The sequence below is a fragment of the Bartonella sp. AC10YNML genome (assembly GCF_042196825.1).
In the GTDB taxonomy this organism is placed as follows: Bacteria; Pseudomonadota; Alphaproteobacteria; order Rhizobiales; family Rhizobiaceae; genus Bartonella.
Map to the genome: position 1 here is coordinate 127,721 of NZ_JBHIRA010000002.1, position 23,405 is coordinate 151,125.

The 23,405-nt window shown below is 37.4% G+C and carries 16 protein-coding genes; 14 read left to right on the plus strand and 2 right to left on the minus strand.

Features of this window, described 5'->3' with window-relative positions; translation table 11 throughout:
- Positions 1 to 7: 7 nt before the first annotated feature.
- The 3 genes from ACFINA_RS01725 to ACFINA_RS01735 are packed head-to-tail and all read left to right on the plus strand — an operon-like array spanning position 8 to position 2,810.
- Positions 8 to 910 (plus strand): hemin ABC transporter substrate-binding protein, encoded by a 903-nt coding sequence (locus tag ACFINA_RS01725; protein ID WP_375606315.1) that lies wholly within the window; start codon positions 8 to 10, stop codon positions 908 to 910.
- 5 nt (positions 911 to 915) lie between these two features.
- Entirely contained in the window at positions 916 to 2,013 is a 1,098-nt protein-coding gene (locus ACFINA_RS01730; protein WP_375606316.1) for a FecCD family ABC transporter permease, read from the plus strand.
- A complete protein-coding gene (locus ACFINA_RS01735) occupies positions 2,010 to 2,810 on the plus strand; it encodes a heme ABC transporter ATP-binding protein (RefSeq protein ID WP_375614970.1) in 801 nt (266 codons plus the stop codon). The genes ACFINA_RS01730 and ACFINA_RS01735 overlap by 4 nt, the downstream gene beginning before the upstream one ends.
- Positions 2,811 to 3,954: 1,144 nt before the next feature.
- Here ACFINA_RS01735 and ACFINA_RS01740 read toward each other — a convergent pair.
- Positions 3,955 to 4,929 carry a phage tail protein gene (locus ACFINA_RS01740; RefSeq protein WP_375610138.1) on the minus strand — a complete coding sequence of 325 codons (975 nt, stop codon included), beginning with the start codon at positions 4,927 to 4,929 and terminating at the stop codon, positions 3,955 to 3,957.
- 1,865 nt (positions 4,930 to 6,794) lie between these two features.
- On the opposite strand from ACFINA_RS01740, the gene thiC reads away from it, so the two are divergent.
- The 9 genes from thiC to ACFINA_RS01785 all read left to right on the plus strand — a co-directional run bounded on the left by thiC (position 6,795) and on the right by ACFINA_RS01785 (position 18,505).
- Positions 6,795 to 8,630 (plus strand): phosphomethylpyrimidine synthase ThiC, encoded by a 1,836-nt coding sequence (thiC, locus tag ACFINA_RS01745; RefSeq protein ID WP_375606319.1) that lies wholly within the window; start codon positions 6,795 to 6,797, stop codon positions 8,628 to 8,630.
- On the plus strand, positions 8,627 to 9,577 hold the full coding sequence (locus ACFINA_RS01750; protein WP_375606320.1) for an FAD-dependent oxidoreductase: 951 nt from the start codon (positions 8,627 to 8,629) through the stop codon (positions 9,575 to 9,577). The genes thiC and ACFINA_RS01750 overlap by 4 nt, the downstream gene beginning before the upstream one ends.
- A 3-nt stretch (positions 9,578 to 9,580) precedes the next feature.
- Positions 9,581 to 9,778 carry a sulfur carrier protein ThiS gene (gene thiS / locus ACFINA_RS01755; protein WP_375606321.1) on the plus strand — a complete coding sequence of 66 codons (198 nt, stop codon included), beginning with the start codon at positions 9,581 to 9,583 and terminating at the stop codon, positions 9,776 to 9,778.
- A 2-nt stretch (positions 9,779 to 9,780) separates the two neighbouring features.
- Positions 9,781 to 10,554 (plus strand): thiazole synthase, encoded by a 774-nt coding sequence (locus ACFINA_RS01760; RefSeq protein WP_375606322.1) that lies wholly within the window; start codon positions 9,781 to 9,783, stop codon positions 10,552 to 10,554.
- Positions 10,551 to 11,156, plus strand: coding sequence for a thiamine phosphate synthase (locus ACFINA_RS01765; protein ID WP_375610135.1), 606 nt, complete (start codon positions 10,551 to 10,553; stop codon positions 11,154 to 11,156). Before ACFINA_RS01760 ends, ACFINA_RS01765 begins: the two co-directional genes overlap by 4 nt.
- Entirely contained in the window at positions 11,147 to 11,905 is a 759-nt protein-coding gene (locus tag ACFINA_RS01770; RefSeq protein ID WP_375615000.1) for a hydroxymethylpyrimidine/phosphomethylpyrimidine kinase, read from the plus strand. The genes ACFINA_RS01765 and ACFINA_RS01770 overlap by 10 nt, the downstream gene beginning before the upstream one ends.
- Before the next feature lie 446 nt (positions 11,906 to 12,351).
- Positions 12,352 to 13,191, plus strand: a complete 840-nt coding sequence (locus ACFINA_RS01775; protein ID WP_375606324.1) for a uracil-DNA glycosylase family protein — start codon at positions 12,352 to 12,354, stop codon at positions 13,189 to 13,191.
- A gap of 73 nt (positions 13,192 to 13,264) precedes the next feature.
- Positions 13,265 to 15,895, plus strand: coding sequence for an aminopeptidase N (gene pepN, locus ACFINA_RS01780; protein ID WP_375614971.1), 2,631 nt, complete (start codon positions 13,265 to 13,267; stop codon positions 15,893 to 15,895).
- A gap of 288 nt (positions 15,896 to 16,183) precedes the next feature.
- Positions 16,184 to 18,505: an ATP-binding protein gene (locus tag ACFINA_RS01785; RefSeq protein WP_375614972.1), complete on the plus strand. Its 2,322-nt coding sequence runs from the start codon at positions 16,184 to 16,186 to the stop codon at positions 18,503 to 18,505.
- Here the strand turns inward: ACFINA_RS01785 and ACFINA_RS01790 are convergent.
- Complete coding sequence (locus ACFINA_RS01790; protein WP_375606327.1) at positions 18,502 to 19,023, minus strand: methylated-DNA--[protein]-cysteine S-methyltransferase; 522 nt, start codon at positions 19,021 to 19,023, stop codon at positions 18,502 to 18,504. The genes ACFINA_RS01785 and ACFINA_RS01790 overlap by 4 nt on opposite strands.
- A gap of 443 nt (positions 19,024 to 19,466) precedes the next feature.
- On the opposite strand from ACFINA_RS01790, the gene ACFINA_RS01795 reads away from it, so the two are divergent.
- Both ACFINA_RS01795 and carB read left to right on the plus strand, forming a co-directional pair.
- Entirely contained in the window at positions 19,467 to 19,658 is a 192-nt protein-coding gene (locus ACFINA_RS01795) for a hypothetical protein (protein ID WP_375614400.1), read from the plus strand.
- Between the two features lie 175 nt (positions 19,659 to 19,833).
- Positions 19,834 to 23,319, plus strand: coding sequence for a carbamoyl-phosphate synthase large subunit (gene carB, locus ACFINA_RS01800; RefSeq protein WP_375614401.1), 3,486 nt, complete (start codon positions 19,834 to 19,836; stop codon positions 23,317 to 23,319).
- Positions 23,320 to 23,405: the final 86 nt, after the last annotated feature.

A 23,405-nucleotide genomic window follows, 5' to 3' on the forward strand; every position in this document is an offset into this window, starting at 1 on the left:
GTTAGACATGTTCATATCTCTTTTACATAGGTTATCAAACCTTTTTCTTATGTGTTTACTGCTCTCTCTTACTTGTTTTTCTAAACAAGTGATTGCTGAACCTGCAACGCGTTTTCCTGAAAATGCTCGAATTGTTTCTATCGGCGGAGCACTTACAGAAATTGTCTATGCATTGGGAGCCCAAGATCAACTTGTCGCCCGTGATAGTACAAGCGTCTACCCACAAGAAGCGCTCAAGCTTCCTGTGCTAGGATATATGCGTGCTCTTTCACCTGAGGGGGTTTTATCACTTGCTCCAGAGGGTATATTGCTTGTTGAAGGAAGTGGTCCCGCTTCAACAATTGATATTCTCAAAAAAACATCGATACCTCTGGTGATCATACCAGAAGACTACTCCCGTGAAAATGTGATAGAAAAGATTCGCCTCGTTGGTCAAGCCATTCATCGGGAAGTACAAGCCGCAGCGTTAATTGAGAAATTGAAGCGTAATTTTTTAGACAACGATGCGCTTTTGGCGAAAGTAACAACACCAAAGCGTGTTCTTTTTGTTTTCTCTGTGCAAAATGGACGCGTCATGGCATCTGGAACAGGTACTGCAGCTGATAGTATGATCAAACTTTCAGGCGCTATCAATGCTATCACCGATTATAAAGGATATAAACTTCTCAACGGCGAAGCATTATTGAAATCAGATCCTGATGTTATTTTGCTTGTAAAACATGGTGCAAGATCAACCAGCATTGATAAGATTTTAGCCATACCGGCAATTCAAGCAACAACTGCAGCGAAAAATCATGCCATAAAACAGATGGATGCTATGTATTTTTTGGGATTTGGTCCACGTACTGCAGACGCATCAAGAGAGCTTATTGAGATACTTTATGGTGCACATCAAAACGGTAAGAGCTGATAAAAATGGTAGACGGTACATCCAGGATGCATTTACCTAAAGAAAAAGAAGGTAAAAAAATAAACCGTTCAAAGCAGGGGAAGATTTTATTATTAAGCTTAATAATATTCCTTATTTTAAGTATTTTTGGTGGGCTCTTGAATGGTGCAGCAAAGGTTTCTTTCGTTGATCTCCTCCATGTGATGCTTACACAAGATTTTTCGGTAAGTAGTAAAACGCGTGATTACCTCGTGCTCATCGACATAAGGCTTCCCCGTGTTATCTTGGGATTATTGATTGGAGCAGCTTTAGCTGTCTCCGGTGTTCTTATGCAAGGGCTTTTTCGTAATCCTCTTGCAGATCCCGGAATTGTAGGTGTATCAGCAGGTGCTGGACTTGGAGCAGTCTTAGCAATTGTTGTCGGCATTGCTTTTCCTGTTTCATTTGCACCTTTTCTAGAGCCTTATAAAGTTATCATAGGTGCTTTTTTTGGTGGACTTTTATCAACGATTATTCTCTACATAATAGCAACACATAACAGCTTTACCTCTATTGCAACCATGCTGCTTGCTGGTATTGCTCTTGGTGCATTAAGTAGTGCTGTTGTCGGAACATTGATTTTTGTCGCAAATGACCAACAACTGCGTGATATCACTTTTTGGAGTCTGGGCTCTCTTGCGGGCGCTACATGGTTGAAAGTATGGCTCGTTCTCCCTTTTATCGTTATTGGTCTTCTTTTCTCTCCCTTTTTATCACGAGCACTTAATGCCCTTGCTCTTGGAGAAGCTGTTGCTGGCCATATTGGTTTCCATATTCAACGCGTCAAAAATATTTCTATTCCCCTTGTTGCTCTTATGTGTGGTAGTGCTGTTGCTGTCAGTGGTGGTATTGGTTTTATTGGTATTATTGTTCCTCATATTTTACGTCAGCTCATAGGTCCTGATCATCGCTATCTCATTCCTTGCTCTGCTCTCTTGGGAGCAGCATTACTTATTTTTGCTGATATGTTTGCACGCTTAATTGTTGCCCCCGCAGAATTGCCGATTGGGATTGTAACAGCACTTTTTGGTGCACCTTTCTTTCTATGGATCCTTATATGCAAACGAGGAACAGACTTTTCATGATTGAAGCGACAAATATTTGTGTTCAGCGCGGAAAAAAACAGATTCTTAAACACATTAATCTTCAAGCTAAAAGTGGTGCTTTTACCATTATTATTGGCCCTAATGGATCAGGAAAAAGTACTTTTATCAAAGCTCTGAGTGGTGAAATTCCTTACAGTGGAAAAATAACTTTAAATGGTTATAATGTATGCCAAACAAAAACTCATGTAATGGCAAAAATGCGCGCTGTACTACCACAATCAACAACGCTCGTATTTCCGTTCTTAGTCCATGAAGTTGTAGGGCTTGGCCTTTCTGTAAACCAATTTAGCACTGCCAAAGCCGAATTGCAAAATCTTATCCAGAAAGCTTTAGATCGCGTTGACCTTTCTGATTATGGTAACCTATATTATCACCAATTATCAGGTGGAGAACAAGCGCGCGTACAACTTGCTCGTGTTCTTTGCCAAATCTGGAAACCTGTTCATAATGGGGTTCCTCGCTGGATGATATTAGATGAACCTATTGCTAGCCTCGATATTCAACATCAAATCATCGTTATGGATATTGCTAAACAATTTGCTCATTCTGGTGGCGGCGTTCTCGCTGTTCTTCATGATCTCAATCTTGCAGCACATTATGCAGATAGCATGATCTTGCTAAAAGAAGGAGAGATTTATTGCGAAGGAAATGCGACTAATGTTTTGACAACACAAAATCTCCGCGATGTTTATCATTGTTCCTTAAACGTTTCTGAATTACCTAAAGAAGATATCCCATTTATACTCCCTCAAACAGCATCCTCTTATGAGGTTTAGATCCTAAAGCAGTCAGCTTCAATCTAAAAATTAATGTACCTAGCACAATAAAGTACGCAAATATTCAAGATTCTATTTTATTTTTAATGAACTCCTTTCTATCATCTAACGTCTTCCGCTCGCATCAAAGATATTTTTGGAAAAGACTATCTGTTTAAAATCTTTCAAGATTTTACGTACTAAAAATATTTGAGATTTTGTTTTGCTATCATAATTTTATATAATGCAAGTTTATACGACATAAATATGTATTTTCCTCGCTCTTTCTATCACTCTTGTCTTTAATAAAAATGATCCAGAAATACATACAAATACCTTTGTCATAATAATTACATGGATTATTTATATTTTCTAGGGACTAGATAAAAATTAAGTACCTCTTAACAATCTGTAAAAGATTTATTTGTTGCTTTAACGGCGTTATTTTTTCTCATAACATATATGCTTTTTCTTTATCTTTTTTTATATTGATTCTTTATCTATCTCTGTAGTCAATAAAAACATTAAATATAATCATATTTTTATTTTTCTTCCTCTATTAGAAAAATTGTTTATTGGTACATCAAAAGAATTAAACTATTGAATAAAATATTTAAAATAAATTCAATAACGCTTCTTGTCGTCCCCTTAACGCAAAAACAATGCGTAATATAGAGATGAAAAGAAAGTATAACGATAATTTCACTCAAGGAGTATACAATTTACAAATATAACCTACATCATAGCATTGCAAAGAAATAAAATTGATAAAGAGATGAGAAATCTCTTTATGAGATCAATTCGCTGATACAAAGATATACTGTTTTTGTAATAAAACGCTACAAATGTTGCACTTTTTCATGCCTCAGATTGAGTAATTGTATCACTTTAGCCCCTATCAAAACACCTGATGAAAAGATGTATCTCCAGATCATTTAATGGCAAATTTAAAATAATTTTTACATATTTTCTCTTCATAATCATACAATTATAATAAATTATATCCTTAACTCTTCCCTCCAATCATTTAAAATTATTTTTTAACTCTCTCAAGTATTGTATAAAGAGTATAGATTTCCTCTTCACATACATAAAAAATAACGCGGAATTGCTCCGCGTTAACAAAATTATCAAAGTGTATAGATTATTTATGAGCAGATCATACTCATGATTTTATAGCATAGACAACAGTTGCATTAACAGGGCGCGTTTCTGTTTCACCCGTATGGGAAAGAGTGATCTTGTGTGTATGTGCACCAGCAGAAGCTGTTGTCCCTTTCAGGGTCGCATTATAGGTATAATGATTTGGTAGTCTTCCAATATCACCAACGGGCCATCCTACTGTTTTATACTCAAAACTGTGTGCATGCTCGCCTGCTTCTTCAATGGTCCCAATATGCGTATGCGATCTTATGCTATCTTGTTGTTTATCTGCAAATTTTCTACCACCATCTAAACCACGGCCATCATCAAAGCCGCGTAAAAACATACCTCTAAAATCAGGAACTTTAAAAGTTCCATAGCTGTTTTTCCCCCATTTATCACCTATTGCCTTGAATAACTGCGGATAATCCTCACACTTATAGGACTTACCATCACATAAAAGCCAACCATTTGGCACACTTTGCATAGCAAATGTTGCAATGAATCCAGCAGGAAAATTTTCTATTTTTGGTGGTGTAGGATTTAATAAATACCACCCTTCATGCTCTTTTATTAAAACACCATTATTATATACCATTTCATAAATGCCACCTCTTTGCAGCTCTCCCCCTTCTAAGGGGATAACCCCCACATCAGTGGCTTTATAGATAAGCTTTTCTCCTATATTATTAACAGTTATTGTCGTCGTGCCAATATTTGTGCCACGAGCTTTAAAACGTATGATGATATCATTGTTGTATTTCTTTATTGGTGAAACTGTCTTTAAGGTAATTAATGTTGTTTTATCTTCCGCATTTACCATAAAGCTTGAGTCAATAGATCCACCATTATCTGCAAGATATTCTCGTACGCGCTGCATCATCGCCCGTGCACTATCATTAACAGAACTAGGCGGCTGTCCTTCTGCCCAATTAATGATACTATCTGAATAAGCATTTTCATCAGCCTTTAGAGACCAATCGTAAATATTAGACATTTTAAACCCCCATTATTTTCATAGTTTTTCTAACAACTTCTCGTTCTGTGCACTAAAATGTGCTGCCGCTGTTGATTGATACATCATAACCACTGCACCATCCTTATTTACGCATTTTATCTCTCTTCACTCCTTCCAATTTTATAACCTAAATTCACCAGACGCTTTTCATAACATTAGTATGAATACTTTCTCTTCTAATGTATAATGTAACCACCTCATCTGATGTTACTTAATATCTTGTTTTGTTGTTTTGCTGTTGTTATATAATTATTTTTTAAATCTTGCATCTTGTTGCAAAATTTATAAATATTATTCAAATTTTTCCTTATTATGGATTTCATATAACCATTACTGAATGTAATAACTTATCATCCACATAGAAAGTTTCTGACTTAAACATTATCTTTTTTTATTTTTTTCAATAGTTTAAATCTATCTCATCGATATTTTATACCATATATTTTAAACAAAGAAATTCTATCTTTTGGCTATCATTTGTATTAAAACTTTAAAAATTAGCTTCAAATTTTTTACATGCTTCATTATCTTTTTATTCACACGCAGATACTTTGTTCTATTTTATTCAATTTATTTCTGAAATTGTGTCACAAGATTAGCACCAATGTTTTTTTGAATAAGCTTTTATTCAATCTAAATGTATCATAGAAAATATATTCAATATGGACACTTGCTCCACACTTTCATTAAACTGGAAATAAAATACCTTGAAATATCAAATATCACACACCTTCACAAAATTTGAAGGTTGTATCCGATCCGGAAAAAATTAAAAAGCATAACCTAGCCCCTCCCCCAATCTTTATGAACAATATCCTTGTTTTTTAAACGCCCCATAACCAACTTTTCCCCTCCCACACTTAGCACATCTCCCTCTATATATTATTATATGTATATGTTTTTTGCAAGAGCAATAAATCATTCTAAACAACATCTTGCAATTATTGGTGTTCTTCTTAATTCAAGACAATATTATTTTTAATAATAAAGATTAGGTATTGTTTCCCGCTTTTGTTTATCGCATTCTTAATGGAAACATCCCCCTCATGAAGAATAGAATACCCCAAACAAAATATAATGATATTGCATATTACGCACTTTTTAAGAAATATTGCTCAAAATATACTCCTTTCATTTTACGACAGCGCACGTCAATGATACAATAGCAAGCCATTATAGATCATCAGCTTTAAGCTTTTGAAGATACAAGTGGAATCCATCATACATTTTGTTGGCCTCCACTTTTTGACAGCCTCACATCTTAGAATGTTCATTAAATGACATTTGGCTTCCTTTCTTCAAGTGTTTTGCCCCATACGCTCCCACTTATGACATGCAAGGAAGTGTTTTTATATGAAAAGATATATGATGAGAGAATCTTATGGTATTCTGAGTTATTATTTTAATATGAAAAAAATCTCAATCAGAGCCATAAACTATCTACTTTTTCTCTGATAATCCGCTTTTAACTTTATTCTGGTTTATAAAAGCTTCAATATCATAGTTTATCACTTCATAATATTTATTTTCACTCTTAAAAACACACCAAAATCGTTTAAAATATATTTTTATGATTGACAATATAGATATTTAAGCCAACCATATTCGTATTAACAAAAATACTTCAAGTGGGAGGAGGCATGCAAATATTAGAATAGATATTGTATCAGTTTTTCAAAATAACTTTTCTTGAGCTGTATTGGGTTTTCTTTGCTACAAAGCAATACTTACCCCTATTCATCCGAATGCTCGTGATTGATAATTTGAATACATCTCCATTAACATCGTAACTCCATTAACATCGCAACCTATTTTTGAACTCCGTGTCTATAAGGAAAAAGTTTGTGCAGAAAAATACTCCATCAATTAGTTGTAACCCCTTTCCCGCTTCACGCAAAATTTATCAACAGAGCCTTCTCTTTTCTGATGTGCGCGTACCATTGCGTGAAATTTCACTGGCTGATGGCAGTGGTGAAAAACCTTTAAACGTCTACGATACTTCTGGCCCCTACACAGATAAAGATATGATCATTGATATTACAAAAGGCCTTCCAGCAATTAGCTTGCCTTGGCTCTCTAAGCGGGATGATACTGAAACTTATCCTGCACGATTAGTTAAACCTGAAGATAATGGATTGACTTCTGATAAAAACCTTACACCAGCCTTTAAGCAAAAACGTTCTATTTTACGAGCAAAAAATGGCAAAGCAATTACACAAATGGCTTACGCACGCGCAGGCATTATTACCGAAGAAATGGAATATGTGGCTATACGAGAAAATGAAGGATTAGCAGTAGAAGAGCGGCAAAATGTACCATCAAATGAAACATTTTCTGGATCAATACCTGAAACTTATACTGCGGAATTTGTTCGCAATGAAATTGCTTGTGGACGCGCCATTATTCCACAAAACATTAATCATCCAGAGTGCGAACCTATGATTATTGGACGTAATTTTCGTGTTAAAATTAATGCCAATATTGGAAATTCAGCAGTAACTTCATCTATGGAAGAAGAAGTTGATAAAATGGTTTGGGCCATTCGCTGGGGAGCAGATACAGTTATGGATCTTTCTACAGGACGAAATATTCACAATATTCGTGAATGGATTATCCGAAATTCTCCTGTGCCCATCGGAACAGTTCCTCTTTATCAAGCACTCGAAAAAGTGCAGGGTATTGCCGAAAACTTAACATGGGATATTTTTCGTGATACCCTTATTGAGCAAGCAGAACAAGGTGTTGATTATTTTACCATTCATGCAGGATTAAGACTACCTTTTATCCCTTTGACCGTTGATCGGGTAACAGGTATTGTTTCACGAGGTGGTTCTATTATGGCAAAATGGTGTTTGCATCATCATAAAGAAAGTTTTCTCTATGAACATTTTGATGAAATTTGTGATATTGCACGCACGTATGACATCTCTCTTTCATTGGGGGATGGATTGCGTCCTGGCTCTATTGCCGATGCCAATGACGAGGCCCAATTTGCAGAGCTTAAAACCTTGGGAGAATTGACAAAAGTTGCTTGGAAAAAAGATGTACAAGTTATGATTGAAGGCCCTGGGCATGTCCCAATGCACAAAATTAAAGAAAATATGGAGCAACAATTAGATCTTTGTCATGAGGCGCCTTTTTATACTTTAGGACCTCTTACAACGGACATTGCTCCGGGTTATGATCATATTACATCAGCAATTGGTGCCGCTATGATTGGATGGTTTGGAACTGCTATGTTGTGTTATGTAACACCTAAAGAACACCTAGGACTCCCCGATAGGAATGACGTAAAAACTGGTGTGATTACTTATAAAATTGCTGCTCATGCCGCAGACCTTGCCAAAGGTTTGCCGAGAGCACAATTGCGCGATAATGCTCTTTCGCGTGCACGATTTGATTTTAGATGGCATGATCAATTTAACCTTTCTCTTGATCCAGAAACAGCCTGTGCCTTTCATGATGAGACAATGCCTAAAGATGCCCATAAATTGGTGCATTTTTGTTCCATGTGTGGACCAAAATTCTGTTCTATGCGTATTTCCCATGATATTCGTGATGCTGCAGCACTCAAAAAAACAAAAGGTGAAGGTATGATTGCTATGGCTGAAAAATATCAAGAAAGTGGTGATCTTTATATGGAAATTGTTCCTCCTCAAAAAAAGAAAGTAAACAGTTGAAGAACATTCTTATCAAAGGTGCAGGTGTAGGCGGCTTAACAGTTGCCTTTATGTTACAGCAAAAAGGTGCTTCTGTTACTGTATCAGCCCCCCCTCATTCACCTATAGGAAGTGCTAGTTGGTATGCAGGAGGAATGCTCGCACCTTACTGTGAAAGAGAAAATGCGGAACAGATTGTTGAAGATCTTGGTGTACAAGCTATACAATGGTGGCGTAAAACGCTCCCCAACCTTGTCATACAAAAAGGCACTTTAGTAGTTGCACCTACACGAGATAGAGGAGAGCTTGAACGATTTTTTATGCGTACGCATAATCACAAAACCATAGATAATACAGAAATAGCTCATCTTGAACCAGATCTTGCGGAACGTTTTAACTGTGCACTCTTTTATGAAAATGAAGCCCATATTGATCCTCGCAAAGCACTTATGGCTTTAAAAGAAAAGCTTCTCAACAATGGAGCCTGTTTTGTTGATGTAGAGAAGGCTGAAAAAAATTTTGATATTGTTATTGATGCGACAGGAATAGGACGTTTAGGAAAAGATAAAAATATACGGGGTGTACGTGGTGAAATGCTACTCTTGCGGAGTACAGAAATTAAAATTTCCCGCCCAATTCGTCTTCTTCATCCACGATTTCCACTTTATGTTGTTCCACGACAGAATGATATTTTCATGATTGGCGCAACGATGATTGAAAGTGACTTTGATGGTGCAATCTCTGTAAGATCAATGATGGAATTGCTCAACGCGGCCTATACATTGCACCCTGCTTTTGCCGAAGCAGAAATTGTTGAATCCGGCATTGGTATTCGTCCAGCTTATCCTGATAACTTCCCTTCTGTATGCAAATATGGTAACCATATCTCTATTAATGGATTTTATAGACATGGTTTTCTTTTGTCTCCAGAAATGGCAAAACGAGCAGTGAAATTGGCATTGGAATAAAGCATGCAAATATTTGTTAATGGTGAAACACTTCAAACAGAAGCTCCTTTTCTTAGTCTCTTGCTTGTGGAATTGGGGTATGAAGGAAATTGGCTAGCAACTGCTGTTAATGCTGAAGTTGTTCCTGTAGATGCGCGAGACCAATTTATTTTGCATGAAGGAGATAAAGTGGAAATTTTAAGCCCAATGCAAGGTGGTTAATTATGTTGAATCTTTATGGACGACAATTCACCTCTCGTCTTATGTTAGGTACAGCGCAATATCCTTCTCCTGTCATCCTTCGTGATGCTATTCATAAATCCAATACAGAAATTGTAACCGTTTCATTACGTCGAGAAAGCGCAGGTGGAAAACAAGGAGGGCAGTTTTGGCAATTTCTTCAAGATCTTGGGGTAACAGTGCTTCCTAATACTGCTGGTTGTTATACTGTTAAAGAGGCCGTAACCACAGCGCAATTAGCAAGAGATCTTTTTAAAACAGCTTGGATTAAACTCGAAATTATCGGTAATTCAGACACCTTACAGCCAAATATTTTTTCCTTAATCGAAGCAGCTCAAATTTTAAACAATGAAGGTTTCAAAATTTTTGCCTATACAACGGATGATCTCATTGTTGCTGAAAAACTTTTCGACATTGGTTGCCGTGTTATTATGCCTTGGTGTGCTCCTATTGGTTCTGCCAAAGGACCTCATAATACTGATGGATTGCGTTCTATCCGTGCTTACCTTCCTGATGCTACTCTTGTTATTGATGCCGGCATTGGACGCCCATCCCATGCCGCCATTGCGATGGAACTAGGTTATGATGCAGTACTGCTTAATACCGCAGTTGCTAAAGCAGCTGATCCTGTTTTGATGGCTGAGGCCTTTTCCAAAGCTATTCAGGCAGGGCGTATGGGGTATAAAGCTGGCATGATCGAAGCACGCAATGTAGCAGTCCCTTCAACACCAATCATTGGAAAAGCGGTATTTTCATGAAACTGGATCCTTTTTACCTCATCGTTGATAACGCTGATTGGATTGAACGTTTGCTTCCTCTTGGTATCAAGCTCGTACAATTGCGTATGAAACATGAAAATCAACAAATAATCCGTCAACATATTAAGCGTGCAAAAAACATATGCAATAAATTGGGAACACAATTAATTATTAATGATCATTGGGAAATAGCAATTGATGAAAAGTGTAATTTTATTCATCTGGGACAAGAAGACCTGAGCAATGCTGATCTTCACGCAATTCGTAAAAGTGGTATAAAAGTTGGTCTTAGTACACATGATGAACATGAATTGGATATCGCACTCTCTGCTAATCCTGAGTATATTGCACTTGGTCCTATTTATCCGACAATCTTAAAAAAAATGAAATGGATGCCACAAGGACTAGAGAAAATCAAACAATGGAGAAAACGGATTGGTGCTTTACCTTTAGTGGGTATTGGTGGGTTAACACCAGAACGTGCAGTTAGTGTTTTAAATGCAGGAGCAAATAGTGCTGCTGTTGTGACTGATATTATCCTCCATAAAAAACCTGAAGAGCGTGTACAGCAGTGGATAAAAGTGACACAAACATGGCGTTGATACCTTCCATTCTTATTGTTGCAGGCACTGATCCAACAGGAGGTGCCGGTATTGTTCGTGATATAGAAACCTCTGCACATTTTCAAATAAAAGCAAATTTAGCAATTACTTGTGTTAACGTACAAGATGATAATCGCGTTGTCGAAATCATTCCAATGTGTGGAGACCTCGTCGCTGCGCAAATGCGTGCTGCTCTAGAAGCAAATCCAATAAGCGCAATAAAAATTGGTATGACGGGGACAAAAGCAATTATAGCAGCAATCTGTAACGTACTCAAAGACTATCCCCATGTTCCAGTTGTTTTGGACCCTGTACTTGTCGCTTCATCAGGAAGAAAACTAATAACAGAAACAATCATCGACACTATGATCGATAAACTGCTTCCTCATGTTGATCTTTTAACACCGAATAGAGAAGAACTCGCTCTTCTTAGCCAAAGTCCATTGGCATCTAATGATAAGCAAGCAATACAACAAGCAAAAAAACTTTTGTCATTGGGAGCTCGCTCTATCTTAGTAAAAGGCGGACATGCGGAGGGTCCTCTTGCAATTGATAGCTTCATTGACAAAATTGAAGTCATCAATATTTCTACTCCACGTTTAAAAGGAACAATGCGTGGAACAGGTTGCATTCTATCAAGCGCTATTGCAGCGCATTTGGCACTCAATGAACCTCTCATTTCAGCTGTAAAAAAAGCAAAAGAATATATCCACACATTGCTTTTAACCCATTGTGAAAACTGTTTGTAACGTCTTAGTGTTTTCTCATATAAAAGTAATAATTATATATTTCAATTAATATATTTAATTTATTTAATAAAAGCTATTAAATAAATATAATAATAAAAAATTATACTTAATTTTTTAAATAAAATAATACAAAATTCACTTTCACTAAGTATTAAATATAGAATATAATGATAAAAAATATTATCACGCCACTTGCATTCAGTAAAAAATTCTTTTATTATGAGTGAGTTTATTTTGTTTAAAAAGTTGAAATAGCGCAATTTAAACAAATTATACATTTAAAGATGCATATAATCGCGAAAACTCGCATTTTACGATTTGCCTTTTTTGTGAAAAGAGAGAATCCTATCAGCATTCTTATACATTAATGGCTAGCGAATACGTTTATAAAACTTGAAGGATAATTTTGTTTGATCTATAGTGCCTAGATCATTAGAAAAAGTAAAATGTTAAATCAAACGCCGTACTCGATTTCCTATGAAGAACTCTTAAACTTTTATAAAGAAAGTGGTGCGGATGCCGTTCTGACAGACTTCCCTATTGATCGTTTTAAGCAGTCTGCTTGTTCAGAGAGAAAATTAACGCCTGTTGTTAACATTTCTGGTAATCAACAAACATCTGCCAAAACATCTCCAAGCGTAAAATTAGATAATCATCCACTGTATAATTCTAGTCCTATACAAAACGAATCCGCTGCTATAGAGAGTGCAAAAAGTGCAAAGACACTTGATGAATTAAAATCTGCCCTCCTTGCATTTAATGGCTGTTCACTAAAATTGACAGCAAAAAATACCTGTTTTTCAGATGGAACAGCAGGAAGTCCCCTAATGCTCATAGGTGAAGCACCAGGACGAGAAGAGGATATACAAGGAATTCCTTTTGTGGGAAAAGCAGGGGTGTTACTTAATAAAATTCTCGCATCAATTGGCTTAGCAAGAAATAATGTTTACATTGCCAACACTATTCCTTGGCGTCCACCAGGAAATCGTACACCAACACCAAGAGAAGTTGCCTTGTGCCGCCCTTTTATTGAACGGCACATTTATTTAGCACGTCCTCGTGTTCTTATAGCACTGGGAGGCGTTGCTGCACAATTTCTTACTGGATCTCAAAATGGGATTATCCGAACAAGAGGGAAATGGCATATCTATGAAAGCGAAGATAATATAAAAATACCTGTTATGCCAACTTTTCATCCAGCTTACCTTCTTAGAACCCCTAGTCAAAAGAAGCTTACATGGATAGACTTCTTAGAAGTAAAAAATCGCCTCGACAGCCTTTTGTAATTCTTTAATCCTATCTTGCTTCTAAAATTAAAACACCCTTCTTTAACTCTTAAAATACTAATGGGAAAAAACTATGAAACAGCCAATAACATCTATTTATCGTTTGGAAGATTACCAACCAACTCCTTACGCTATCCCTAAAACACACCTTTCTTTCCAATTGGCACCAACAAAAACCTATGTTACAGCCATATTGTTTATTGAGCCTCGTCACGATACAAAAGAATTAACACCTCTCGTTCTTTCTGGTGATGATCTTACTTTAATTTCCGTTTCTATTAATGATGAGATATTAGCCCCAAACACTTATAGAGTGACGCCTTCACGTTTAGAAATTACAACGCCACAAACGGCTCCTTTTACTTTGAAAATGGTCACGGAACTGAATCCAGAAAGCAATCGCCAACTTATGGGGCTTTATCTTTCAAATGGTGTTTATTGCACACAATGCGAATCGGAAGGTTTTCGTCGTATTACTTATTTTTACGACCGCCCAGATGTTCTTTCTACCTATAGAGTGAAAATTGAAGCAGATACCCAAACAATCCCAATCTTGCTTTCAAATGGTAATCTGGTGAAAACAGGAACTTTAGAGAATAATCGCCATTTTGCCATTTGGGAAGATCCTTATCCCAAGCCATCTTATCTCTTTGCTTTAGTAGGTGGAGATCTTGATAAGTTAGAAGACCATTTTACAACTGTATCTGGACGACGTATCGAGCTTGGTATCTATGTAGAAAAAGGAAAAACCGAACGCGCAACCTATGCAATGGATGCTCTTAAACGTTCCATGCGTTGGGATGAACAATGTTTCGGACGCGAATATGATCTTGATGTTTTCAATATTGTTGCTGTGTCCGACTTTAACATGGGAGCAATGGAAAACAAAGGCCTTAACGTTTTTAATGATAAATATGTTCTTGTCGATCCTGAAACAGCAACCGATCAGGATTATAGAAATGTTGAACGTGTCATTGCCCATGAATATTTCCATAATTGGAGCGGTAATCGTGTTACCTGTCGCGATTGGTTTCAACTCTGTTTAAAAGAAGGATTCACTGTTTATCGTGATCAGGAATTTTCATCAGATCAAAATATACGCAGCCTACAGCGAATTGAAAATGTAAAAGCATTAAAAGCGACGCAATTTACAGAAGACGCAGGACCTCTTGCGCATCCTGTACGTCCTCGTCAATATAGCCAAATTAATAATTTTTACACCACAACTGTTTATGAAAAAGGTGCTGAAGTTGTTCGCATGATACGAACTATTTTAGGTCCTACTCTGTTTCGTAAAGGCACTGATCTTTATTTTCAACGTCATGATGGACAAGCTTGTACAATTGAAGATTTTATTACCTGTTTTGCTGAAGTGTCTGGTCAAGACTTCTCCCAATTCATGCTATGGTATGAACAGGCAGGAACACCCAATGTAGAAATCGATAGTCATTATAGCGATGGTGTTTTAACAATTCATACAAAGCAACATATTCCCGCAACCCCACAACAAAATACAAAAAAGCCTATGCTTATCCCTATCGTATTTGGCTTGTTAGGACCTAACGGAGAAAACCTCACCTATGAAGCGGATACAGATATTCAATCAGATGTTATGCTTTTATCCAAGGAAAGCCAAACGTTTACATTAAAAGGACTGCGTGAAAAACCCGTTTTATCACTGCTGCGAGACTTTTCTGCACCAATCATTCTACACACGCCATTTAATGAAAGTGAACTTATTTTTCTTGCACAACATGATGACAATCACCTTAATCGCTGGCAATCTCTTAATCATTTAATGACGCAAGCTTTGCTTCAAAGCATTCAAGATAAAACACAAGCAGCAAAAGAAACAATCTCCTCTGCTTTGCTAAACCTGATTGAAACAATCATAACAGATGAAACCTTAGAGCCTGAATTTCGTGCCTTCTGTTTAAATTTACCTAGTGAAGTTGAGCTTGCTCATACAATCGGTAAAAATATTGATCCAGATCGTATTCATTACGTGCGCAATCAGTTTCTCGCTTCACTTGCACAAACACATCAAAAACTCTTAACAAAATTTTATGAACAAATGCAAACCCAAGAACCCTATTCACCAGACACTGTACAAGCCGGAAAGCGAGCATTCAAGAACATACTATTGGATTATCTTTCCATTTCTGAGAACAATCCAAATCGTGCGGCGACACAGTATGCAACAGCTGATAATATGACTGACCGAATGGCGAGTATTGCTGTTCTCGTGAAGCGTTTTAACGAAAGTGAGCAGGCACAAAATGCCTTAAATGATTTTGAAAACCGCTATCGACATGACCCTTTGGTTATGGATAAATGGTTTTCTATTCAAGCAATGGTTGCTGGCACATCAACACTCGAAAATGTTCAAAAGCTCATGCAACACCCGCTATTTTCAAAGGATAATCCTAATCGTGTACGATCTCTGATCGGTATCTTTGCCTCTAACAACCTAACAGGCTTTAACAGAGTTGATGGTGCCTCCTATGATTTTCTTTGCCAAATCATTTTAGAAATTGACAAAAAAAATCCACAGCTTGCTTCACGATTATTAACAACTTTGCGCTCTTGGCGACAATTAGAACCCATTCGGCAACAAAAACTTGAAACGGCATTAAAAACGATTGCTGCCGCACCAAAATTATCAAGCGATGTTTCTGATATCATCAATCGTCTACTCACTTGAAACAAAAAAACATTTTAAATCAATATACTATAATATTTTTAAAAATAAACTCTACAAGCTACTTTGATCATCATTAAACCTATAAACAGGCAATCTAAGCCTGTTTATAGGCCATGTTTAAAATGCCTTTTCCTTTTCATATTCCAAATTCATAAAAGTAAAATACTTTTTTTTAAAAAAAGACTGGACAGAAGACTCCTGTTTTGATTCATTGCACTCTCATGGGGTTATTAATGAATATCGAAGCAGTTTTTAAATCACATTATTCCGGAATTAAAGGAACAAGAGATGGCTAAATTGGACGCATATAATGCGCCAACGGAGATATATACTGATTCAAAATCGAGCGCTCAAAGCCATAAAGCGCAGACAAAGCGTATTCATCTGTTTTCTGGCTCTACCTATCAAAAGCTTCTCTTTATTGAACCTTGGTTGCGACGCTCACTTCCATTTGTCATTGTGGCATTTCTTATTGCGCTTGCAGCAATCCGTTTCGTATCAATCTATGATTGGCGCAACACAATTGATAAAAACACGCATTCTACCATCACTCTCTTAGCTTCTCATATTACCAATACAATCGACCGTGACTTACTTGCCGCCACTCGACAAGGAAAAGCTGCTGCTCTTTCTCATAATCATTTACAAAATATCCTAACCAATTTTCGTAACAAAGGTTTTATAAAAACCAGCGCTGTTATTGCTATTGTCGATCAAAAAGGCAATGTCCTAGCTTCATCAAGTTCCGAGATTGTCTTAGGAAAACCCTTACAGGATTTTACCTCTGAAAGCATTACTTTACAAGCTCTAGGAAAACATGCTGGAATCATGAAAATTACAATAGAAAAAGATATTCCTGCTCTTGCTTCCTTTGAGCAAACAGAAAATGGACAATATGGGGTATTCATCAGTGAAAAAATGCAACATATTTACATGGAATGGCGGAAAGCTCTCTCGTTAAATATAACCATGTTTATTGGAACTAGTGGCGTTATCCTCGCTCTTCTTTATGCTTATTATAACCAAATTGTACGAGCACGCAAAACAGATCTTGTTTCAGAAAAAATTCAAAACCGTATTGATATGGCAATGATGCGTGGACGCTGTGGACTATGGGATTGGAATATGGCCAGTGGACGCGTCTACTGGTCACGAGCAATGTACGAAATGCTCGGCTATGTCCCTCAAGATGCATTGCTCTCAATTTCCCAAATTAGCGCCATTATCAATCCAAATGATGCGAATTTTTTTGACCTTGCTCAGGAATTAATGAGCGGCAAAAAAAAGCATATCGATATTAACGTTCCTATGCGTCATGCTGATGGTCATTATGTATGGATGCGCATTCGTGCCGAAGTGACTGAAGAAGAAGAACCCCATTTGGTTGGTATTTCCTTCGATATTAGTGAACAGCAACAATTGGCTGAACAAACGGCACAAGCCGACCTTCGTATTCGTGACGCGATTGAAAACATTTCAGAATCTTTCGTCTTGTGGGATGCTGAAGGACGTTTAGTCATGTCCAACAGCAAATTTTGCGAATATGCCGCTATTCCTAAACAAATTCTCCAATCAGGTATCCAACGTGCAACCGTCGAAGCCATGGCACGCCCTGCTCTTAGTGAATATCCCCTTAAAGATGATGGTACTGGTAACTTAACCAGTATTCGCCAAACGGCAGATGGTTGTTGGCTCAAAATTAACGAACGACGAACCCAAGATGGAGGATTGGTTTGTATTGGTACTGACATTTCTGAGCTTAAACAACAACAGGAAAAATTTGAAGACAGCGAAAGGCGTCTTTTTTCTTTCATTCAAGAACTCAAACGTGCGAGAGGGAGTGCTCAACAACGCGCAACAGAAGTTGAAAAACTTAATAAAAGTCTGAAAGCAGAAAAAGAACGCGCCGAAAGTGCTAATAAGGCTAAATCAGAATTTTTAGCCAATATGTCTCATGAATTGCGCACTCCACTAAATGCTATTCTCGGCTTTTCAGATATTATGTTACAATCAACCTTTGGCCCTCTTGGTTCACAACGCTATAAAGAATATATGCATGATATTTATAATTCAGGAACCCATCTTCTAACCCTTATCAATGACATCCTTGATATGTCAAAAATCGAAGCTGGAAGATTTACGCTTGATTGTAAAAATACCGATCTTGAACCTATCATTAGTGAAGCAGTACGAACACTAACGCCTCAGGCTCAAGAAAAAAATATTGCTGTTACAACAAACATTACCCCAGAACTTCATGCTGAAGTTGATGGTCGTGCAATGAAACAGATTTTCCTTAATCTCATCTCTAATGCCGTTAAATTCACTCCTTCTGGCGGAAATATTGATGTCTGCGCTTTCAAGAAAAAAAATAATCTTATTTTTAAAATTACAGATACAGGTGTTGGTATTCCACAATCAGCAATTAAAAAACTTGGACAACCCTTTGAACAAGTTGAAAATCAACTTACTAAATCTCATACGGGCTCAGGTCTTGGCTTAGCCATTTCACGCTCCTTGCTAGAACTCCACAAGGGAAAACTTGAAATTACTTCAAAAGAAATGAAAGGAACAACTGTAACGATTATAATGCCCATCACACAAAGTTAAATTTCTCCATTTTGTTCTCGTTGTAGTAAAATCTGTTTCCGTTTGTCCCCCCAACGATACCCTGAAATAAAACCATTTTTACGCACAACACGATGACACGGAATGATAACAGCCAATTCGTTACGTGCACAGGCATTAGCAACGGCACGAAAAGCATTCGGCATACCAATACGGCATGCTAAAACCTCATATGAAATTGTTTCACCACATGGTATATCACATAATACTGCCCATACTTGTCGTTGAAAAACTGTACCATTTATATCTAAGGGAAAATTATATTTTTTTACCAGCTTAGGTGTTTCTATCATGGCTATAATATGGGCAACTTCTCTCTTAAATGTATTGTCACCTACAACTTGTTGTGCATCACCAAATCGTAGCGTAAACTCCTGTAGTAATTGCTCTATAGTGTCTCCTAACGCACTATGACAAATCCCTTTTTGAGACCTAGCCACCAAAAGCTTTCCTATTGATACATCTTTCAGACAAAATCTCGTTTGGGAAATGCTCGGCATTTTATCCTTCTTTATATTTTAAAAAGTTTTGAACATCACCATAAAGTAAAGGGAGAGTATTCACTCTCTTTTAAAAACAAACAAAATCATTCTGAAATTATCTCCTTAGCCATTGTATTAAAATACACTCTCACCCTTTTATGAAACGGACACATCTATAGATTGACGTTCCCTACCCTAAAACGGAAACTTCGACCAGAGCCGACTTATCAACAATCTTATTGTTTATTTAACAGATTCCAACTGAAACCATTTTATATGGTTTATTTCATAAGCTCTCTACAGACAAATTTGGTCCTGAATTTTATCATACGCTCTAACAAAAAACACCTTAATGTGGTAAATTTTCATACCTTATATCACAGCTCTAAACAGCAGTATTTTACGGAACAACACGATAAGTTTCCCATTTCATTGTACGAAATCCCATCAAACCATAAATAATGGCTTATGTTTTACAAGCAATAGAAAAAGCGCGGGGTCTCTTAGGCAAACAACGTCATAAAACACAAAATATGCAAGCAATGTATTGGGAAGATGTTCCGACTTTTTATGCTCCACGTATGATTGAATATTCTAATTTGTTGGAGCACTGTTATTATTTTTTATCAAAGGTCATACTTTTGATAGACTGATGAGATGACTCAACTCAAAAAAGAAATTTATCTTAAATTTTATGAAAAAAAGCATGGAAAAGGTATTTTAATGCTTACTTTCTTTGTCACTTAACTTATAAAATAACTGTAGCTTCAAAACTGAAATATTTTGCCTGCAACAATCGCACATAGATATTTGTCATAGGAAAAAGTCATGCCCAAACGCACAGATATAAAATCTATTCTTATCATCGGAGCAGGACCTATTATCATTGGTCAGGCATGTGAATTTGATTATTCTGGTACTCAAGCCTGTAAAGCATTAAAAGAAGAAGGTTACCGAATTATTTTGGTCAATTCTAATCCTGCCACGATTATGACAGATCCAGATCTAGCTGATGCAACTTATATAGAGCCCATTACGCCTGAAATCGTTGCCAAAATTATTGCCCATGAACGTCCCGATGCCCTTTTACCCACTATGGGAGGACAAACAGCCCTCAATACTGCTTTATCATTAAAGCGTATGGGTATTTTAGACCGCTATCATGTTGAAATGATAGGAGCCAATGCTGATGCTATTGATAAAGCTGAAGATCGTGCTTTATTCCGCCAAGCGATGGCAAAAATCGGTTTGGAAACGCCACGCTCTATGTTAGCCAATGCAACAGAACTGAAAGAAGAAAATCGCCAACAACACGCAAAAACGTGTGCTGAACTTAAAGCAAAGCTTTCTGGTACTGCGCTTGACAAAGCACTCGAAGAACTTGAGCGCAACTGGCGACATACCGAAGCTGATCGCAAACAACATTATATCGCTCATGCAACAGCAAAAGCAGTTCAAGCTCTTGATGTTGTTGGGCTTCCAGCTATTATTCGTCCTTCATTTACCCTTGGTGGAACTGGTGGTGGAATCGCTTATAACCGCTCTGAATTCTATGAAATTATTGAACGTGGGCTTGAAGCTTCACCAACAACAGAAGTATTAATTGAAGAAAGTGTTTTAGGGTGGAAAGAATATGAGATGGAAGTTGTTCGTGATAAGAACGACAATTGTATCATCGTTTGTTCTATCGAAAACATTGATCCAATGGGGGTTCATACCGGTGATTCGATCACTGTAGCACCTGCTCTCACCTTAACCGATAAAGAATATCAATGTATGCGTAATGCTTCGATTGCTGTTTTGCGTGAAATTGGCGTTGAAACGGGGGGATCCAATGTACAGTTTGCTGTCAATCCTGAAAATGGGCGCCTCATTGTTATTGAAATGAATCCGCGTGTTTCTCGCTCTTCAGCGCTTGCTTCAAAAGCAACGGGGTTTCCCATTGCCAAAGTAGCGGCTAAACTGGCTGTTGGTTATACACTTGATGAATTAAAAAATGATATCACGGGCGGTGCAACACCAGCATCATTTGAACCTTCTATTGACTATATTGTGACAAAAATTCCTCGTTTTGCGTTCGAAAAATTTCCCGGTTCATCACCTGTCCTCACAACTGCGATGAAATCTGTAGGAGAAGTCATGGCAATTGGACGCACTTTTCAAGAATCGTTACAAAAAGCACTCCGTGGACTTGAAACAGGGCTTACGGGTCTTGATGAAATTGTGATTCCAGAGCATGCTGAAGGTGATGAAAAAAGTTCTATACGCTCAGCCATTGCCATACCAAGCCCTGATCGTCTACGCTATATTGCTCAAGCTATGCGCACAGGCTTACCTTTAAATGAGATTCACCAAATTAGCAAAATTGATCCGTGGTTTTTAGAACAAATAGCCTCCATCATTGAAATGGAGCAGCGTATCCGCATTCATGGATTACCCCAAGATGCAGATAATTTACGTATGTTAAAAGCTATGGGCTTTTCAGATGCTCGATTAGCCTCCCTTATCGGACAAGAAACCGATTATATCGCAGCTTTGCGTAAATCACTGAATGTTAAACACGTCTTCAAACGGATCGATACTTGTGCGGCTGAATTTTCTTCTCCTACAGCCTATATGTATTCAACATATGAAGTTCCCTTTGCAGGTGTAGAGCACTCGGAAGCACACGTTTCTGAACGCAAAAAAATTGCTATTTTAGGCGGTGGACCAAACCGCATTGGGCAAGGTATTGAATTTGATTACTGTTGCTGCCACGCTGCTTTTGCACTGCGTGATGCAGGATTTGAAGCGATTATGATTAACTGTAATCCTGAAACAGTTTCAACCGACTATGATACCTCTGATCGCCTTTACTTTGAATCTTTAACAACAGAAGACGTTATCGCTATTTTAGAAGCAGAACAGGAAAAAGGAGATTTGGTTGGAGTCATCGTCCAATTTGGCGGACAAACACCCTTGAAATTGGCAAGCGCTCTAGAAAAACACAACATCCCCATCCTAGGTACTTCACCTGACGCTATCGACTTAGCTGAAGATAGAGATCGCTTTCAAAAACTGTTATTTAAACTTAATTTAACACAACCTCAAAATGGTATTGCCCACTCCATCGAACAAGCACGCCTCATTGCCCACGAACTAGGCTTCCCCTTGGTTGTACGTCCATCTTATGTTTTAGGAGGACGTGCTATGCAAATTATTCGTGATGAGCGTAGCTTACAAAATTATTTACTTGAGAGTGTCCCTGAATTAATTTCAGAAGATATCAAAGTCCGTTATCCTAACGACACAACAGGACAAATCAATATATTGCTTGGTAAAAATCCGCTTCTTTTTGATACCTATTTAACAGAAGCAATTGAAGTAGATGTTGATTGTCTCTGTGATGGCAAAGAAACACTAATCGTTGGTATTATGGAACACATTGAAGAAGCTGGTATCCACTCTGGTGATTCAGCATGTTCTTTACCAGTCCATACGCTCTCAAATAAAATAGTTACTGAATTAGAGCGCCAAACCAAAGCATTAGCACAAGCACTTCATGTTCGCGGTTTAATGAATGTACAATATGCTATAAAAGATGACACCATTTATGTCTTAGAAGTCAATCCCCGTGCTTCACGTACTGTTCCATTTGTTGCAAAAACGATTGGTCGCCCTATTGCTAAAATGGCTGCACGTATTATGGCAGGAGAAACGCTTCATGATGCTCTTCAAGCTTATGGTGGATTACCTTCTTTGCAGGAAAAACAACATATTGCTGTCAAGGAAGCAGTGTTTCCTTTTGCTCGTTTTTCAGGTGTTGATACACTTCTTGGTCCAGAAATGCGCTCAACCGGTGAAGTTATGGGTCTTGACTATGAGTTTTCGCTTGCTTTTGCTAAAGCCCAACTTGGAGCTGGTGTAAAACTCCCTAAAGAGGGAACTTTGTTCGTTTCTGTAAGGGATGAAGATAAAAAACGCATCTTAAATCCTGTAAAACGTTTAACTGAGCTTGGCTTTTCTGTTGTCGCCACAAGTGGAACACAAAAATTTCTCACCGAACACCACGTTGAAGCAAAAAAAATCAACAAAGTTCTAGAGGGACACCCCCATATTGAAGATGCTATTCGTAATCGCCAAATTCAATTGATTTTTAATACAACTAGCACTGCCAGTGCCATCTCAGACTCAAAATCATTACGTTATGCAGCACTCATGCAAAATGTTCCCTATTATACAACAATAGCTGGAGCCGAAGCCGTCGTAGAAGCGATCAAAGCACTCAAAAAAAGGCACCTTGAGGTACGTTCACTACAAAGTTATTTTAGTTGAATTTTTTTCTACTTAGTAAAATGTACACTATTTTCTTATTTTTTCTTTATATAAAAATTGATTAAGACTTGCTTTTTGTTCTAAAA

Coding starts and splice junctions, on each gene's coding strand:
- ACFINA_RS01730 (WP_375606316.1), top strand. CDS start 916: ATGGTAGACGGTACATCCAGGATGCATTTACCTAAAGAAAAAGAAGGT.
- ACFINA_RS01760 (WP_375606322.1), top strand. CDS start 9,781: ATGTTGAATCTTTATGGACGACAATTCACCTCTCGTCTTATGTTAGGT.
- ACFINA_RS01740 (WP_375610138.1), bottom strand. CDS start 4,929: ATGTCTAATATTTACGATTGGTCTCTAAAGGCTGATGAAAATGCTTAT.
- ACFINA_RS01775 (WP_375606324.1), top strand. CDS start 12,352: ATGTTAAATCAAACGCCGTACTCGATTTCCTATGAAGAACTCTTAAAC.
- carB (WP_375614401.1), top strand. CDS start 19,834: ATGCCCAAACGCACAGATATAAAATCTATTCTTATCATCGGAGCAGGA.
- ACFINA_RS01790 (WP_375606327.1), bottom strand. CDS start 19,023: ATGCCGAGCATTTCCCAAACGAGATTTTGTCTGAAAGATGTATCAATA.
- ACFINA_RS01735 (WP_375614970.1), top strand. CDS start 2,010: ATGATTGAAGCGACAAATATTTGTGTTCAGCGCGGAAAAAAACAGATT.
- ACFINA_RS01785 (WP_375614972.1), top strand. CDS start 16,184: ATGGCTAAATTGGACGCATATAATGCGCCAACGGAGATATATACTGAT.
- ACFINA_RS01770 (WP_375615000.1), top strand. CDS start 11,147: ATGGCGTTGATACCTTCCATTCTTATTGTTGCAGGCACTGATCCAACA.
- pepN (WP_375614971.1), top strand. CDS start 13,265: ATGAAACAGCCAATAACATCTATTTATCGTTTGGAAGATTACCAACCA.
- ACFINA_RS01795 (WP_375614400.1), top strand. CDS start 19,467: ATGGCTTATGTTTTACAAGCAATAGAAAAAGCGCGGGGTCTCTTAGGC.
- ACFINA_RS01725 (WP_375606315.1), top strand. CDS start 8: ATGTTCATATCTCTTTTACATAGGTTATCAAACCTTTTTCTTATGTGT.
- thiS (WP_375606321.1), top strand. CDS start 9,581: ATGCAAATATTTGTTAATGGTGAAACACTTCAAACAGAAGCTCCTTTT.
- ACFINA_RS01765 (WP_375610135.1), top strand. CDS start 10,551: ATGAAACTGGATCCTTTTTACCTCATCGTTGATAACGCTGATTGGATT.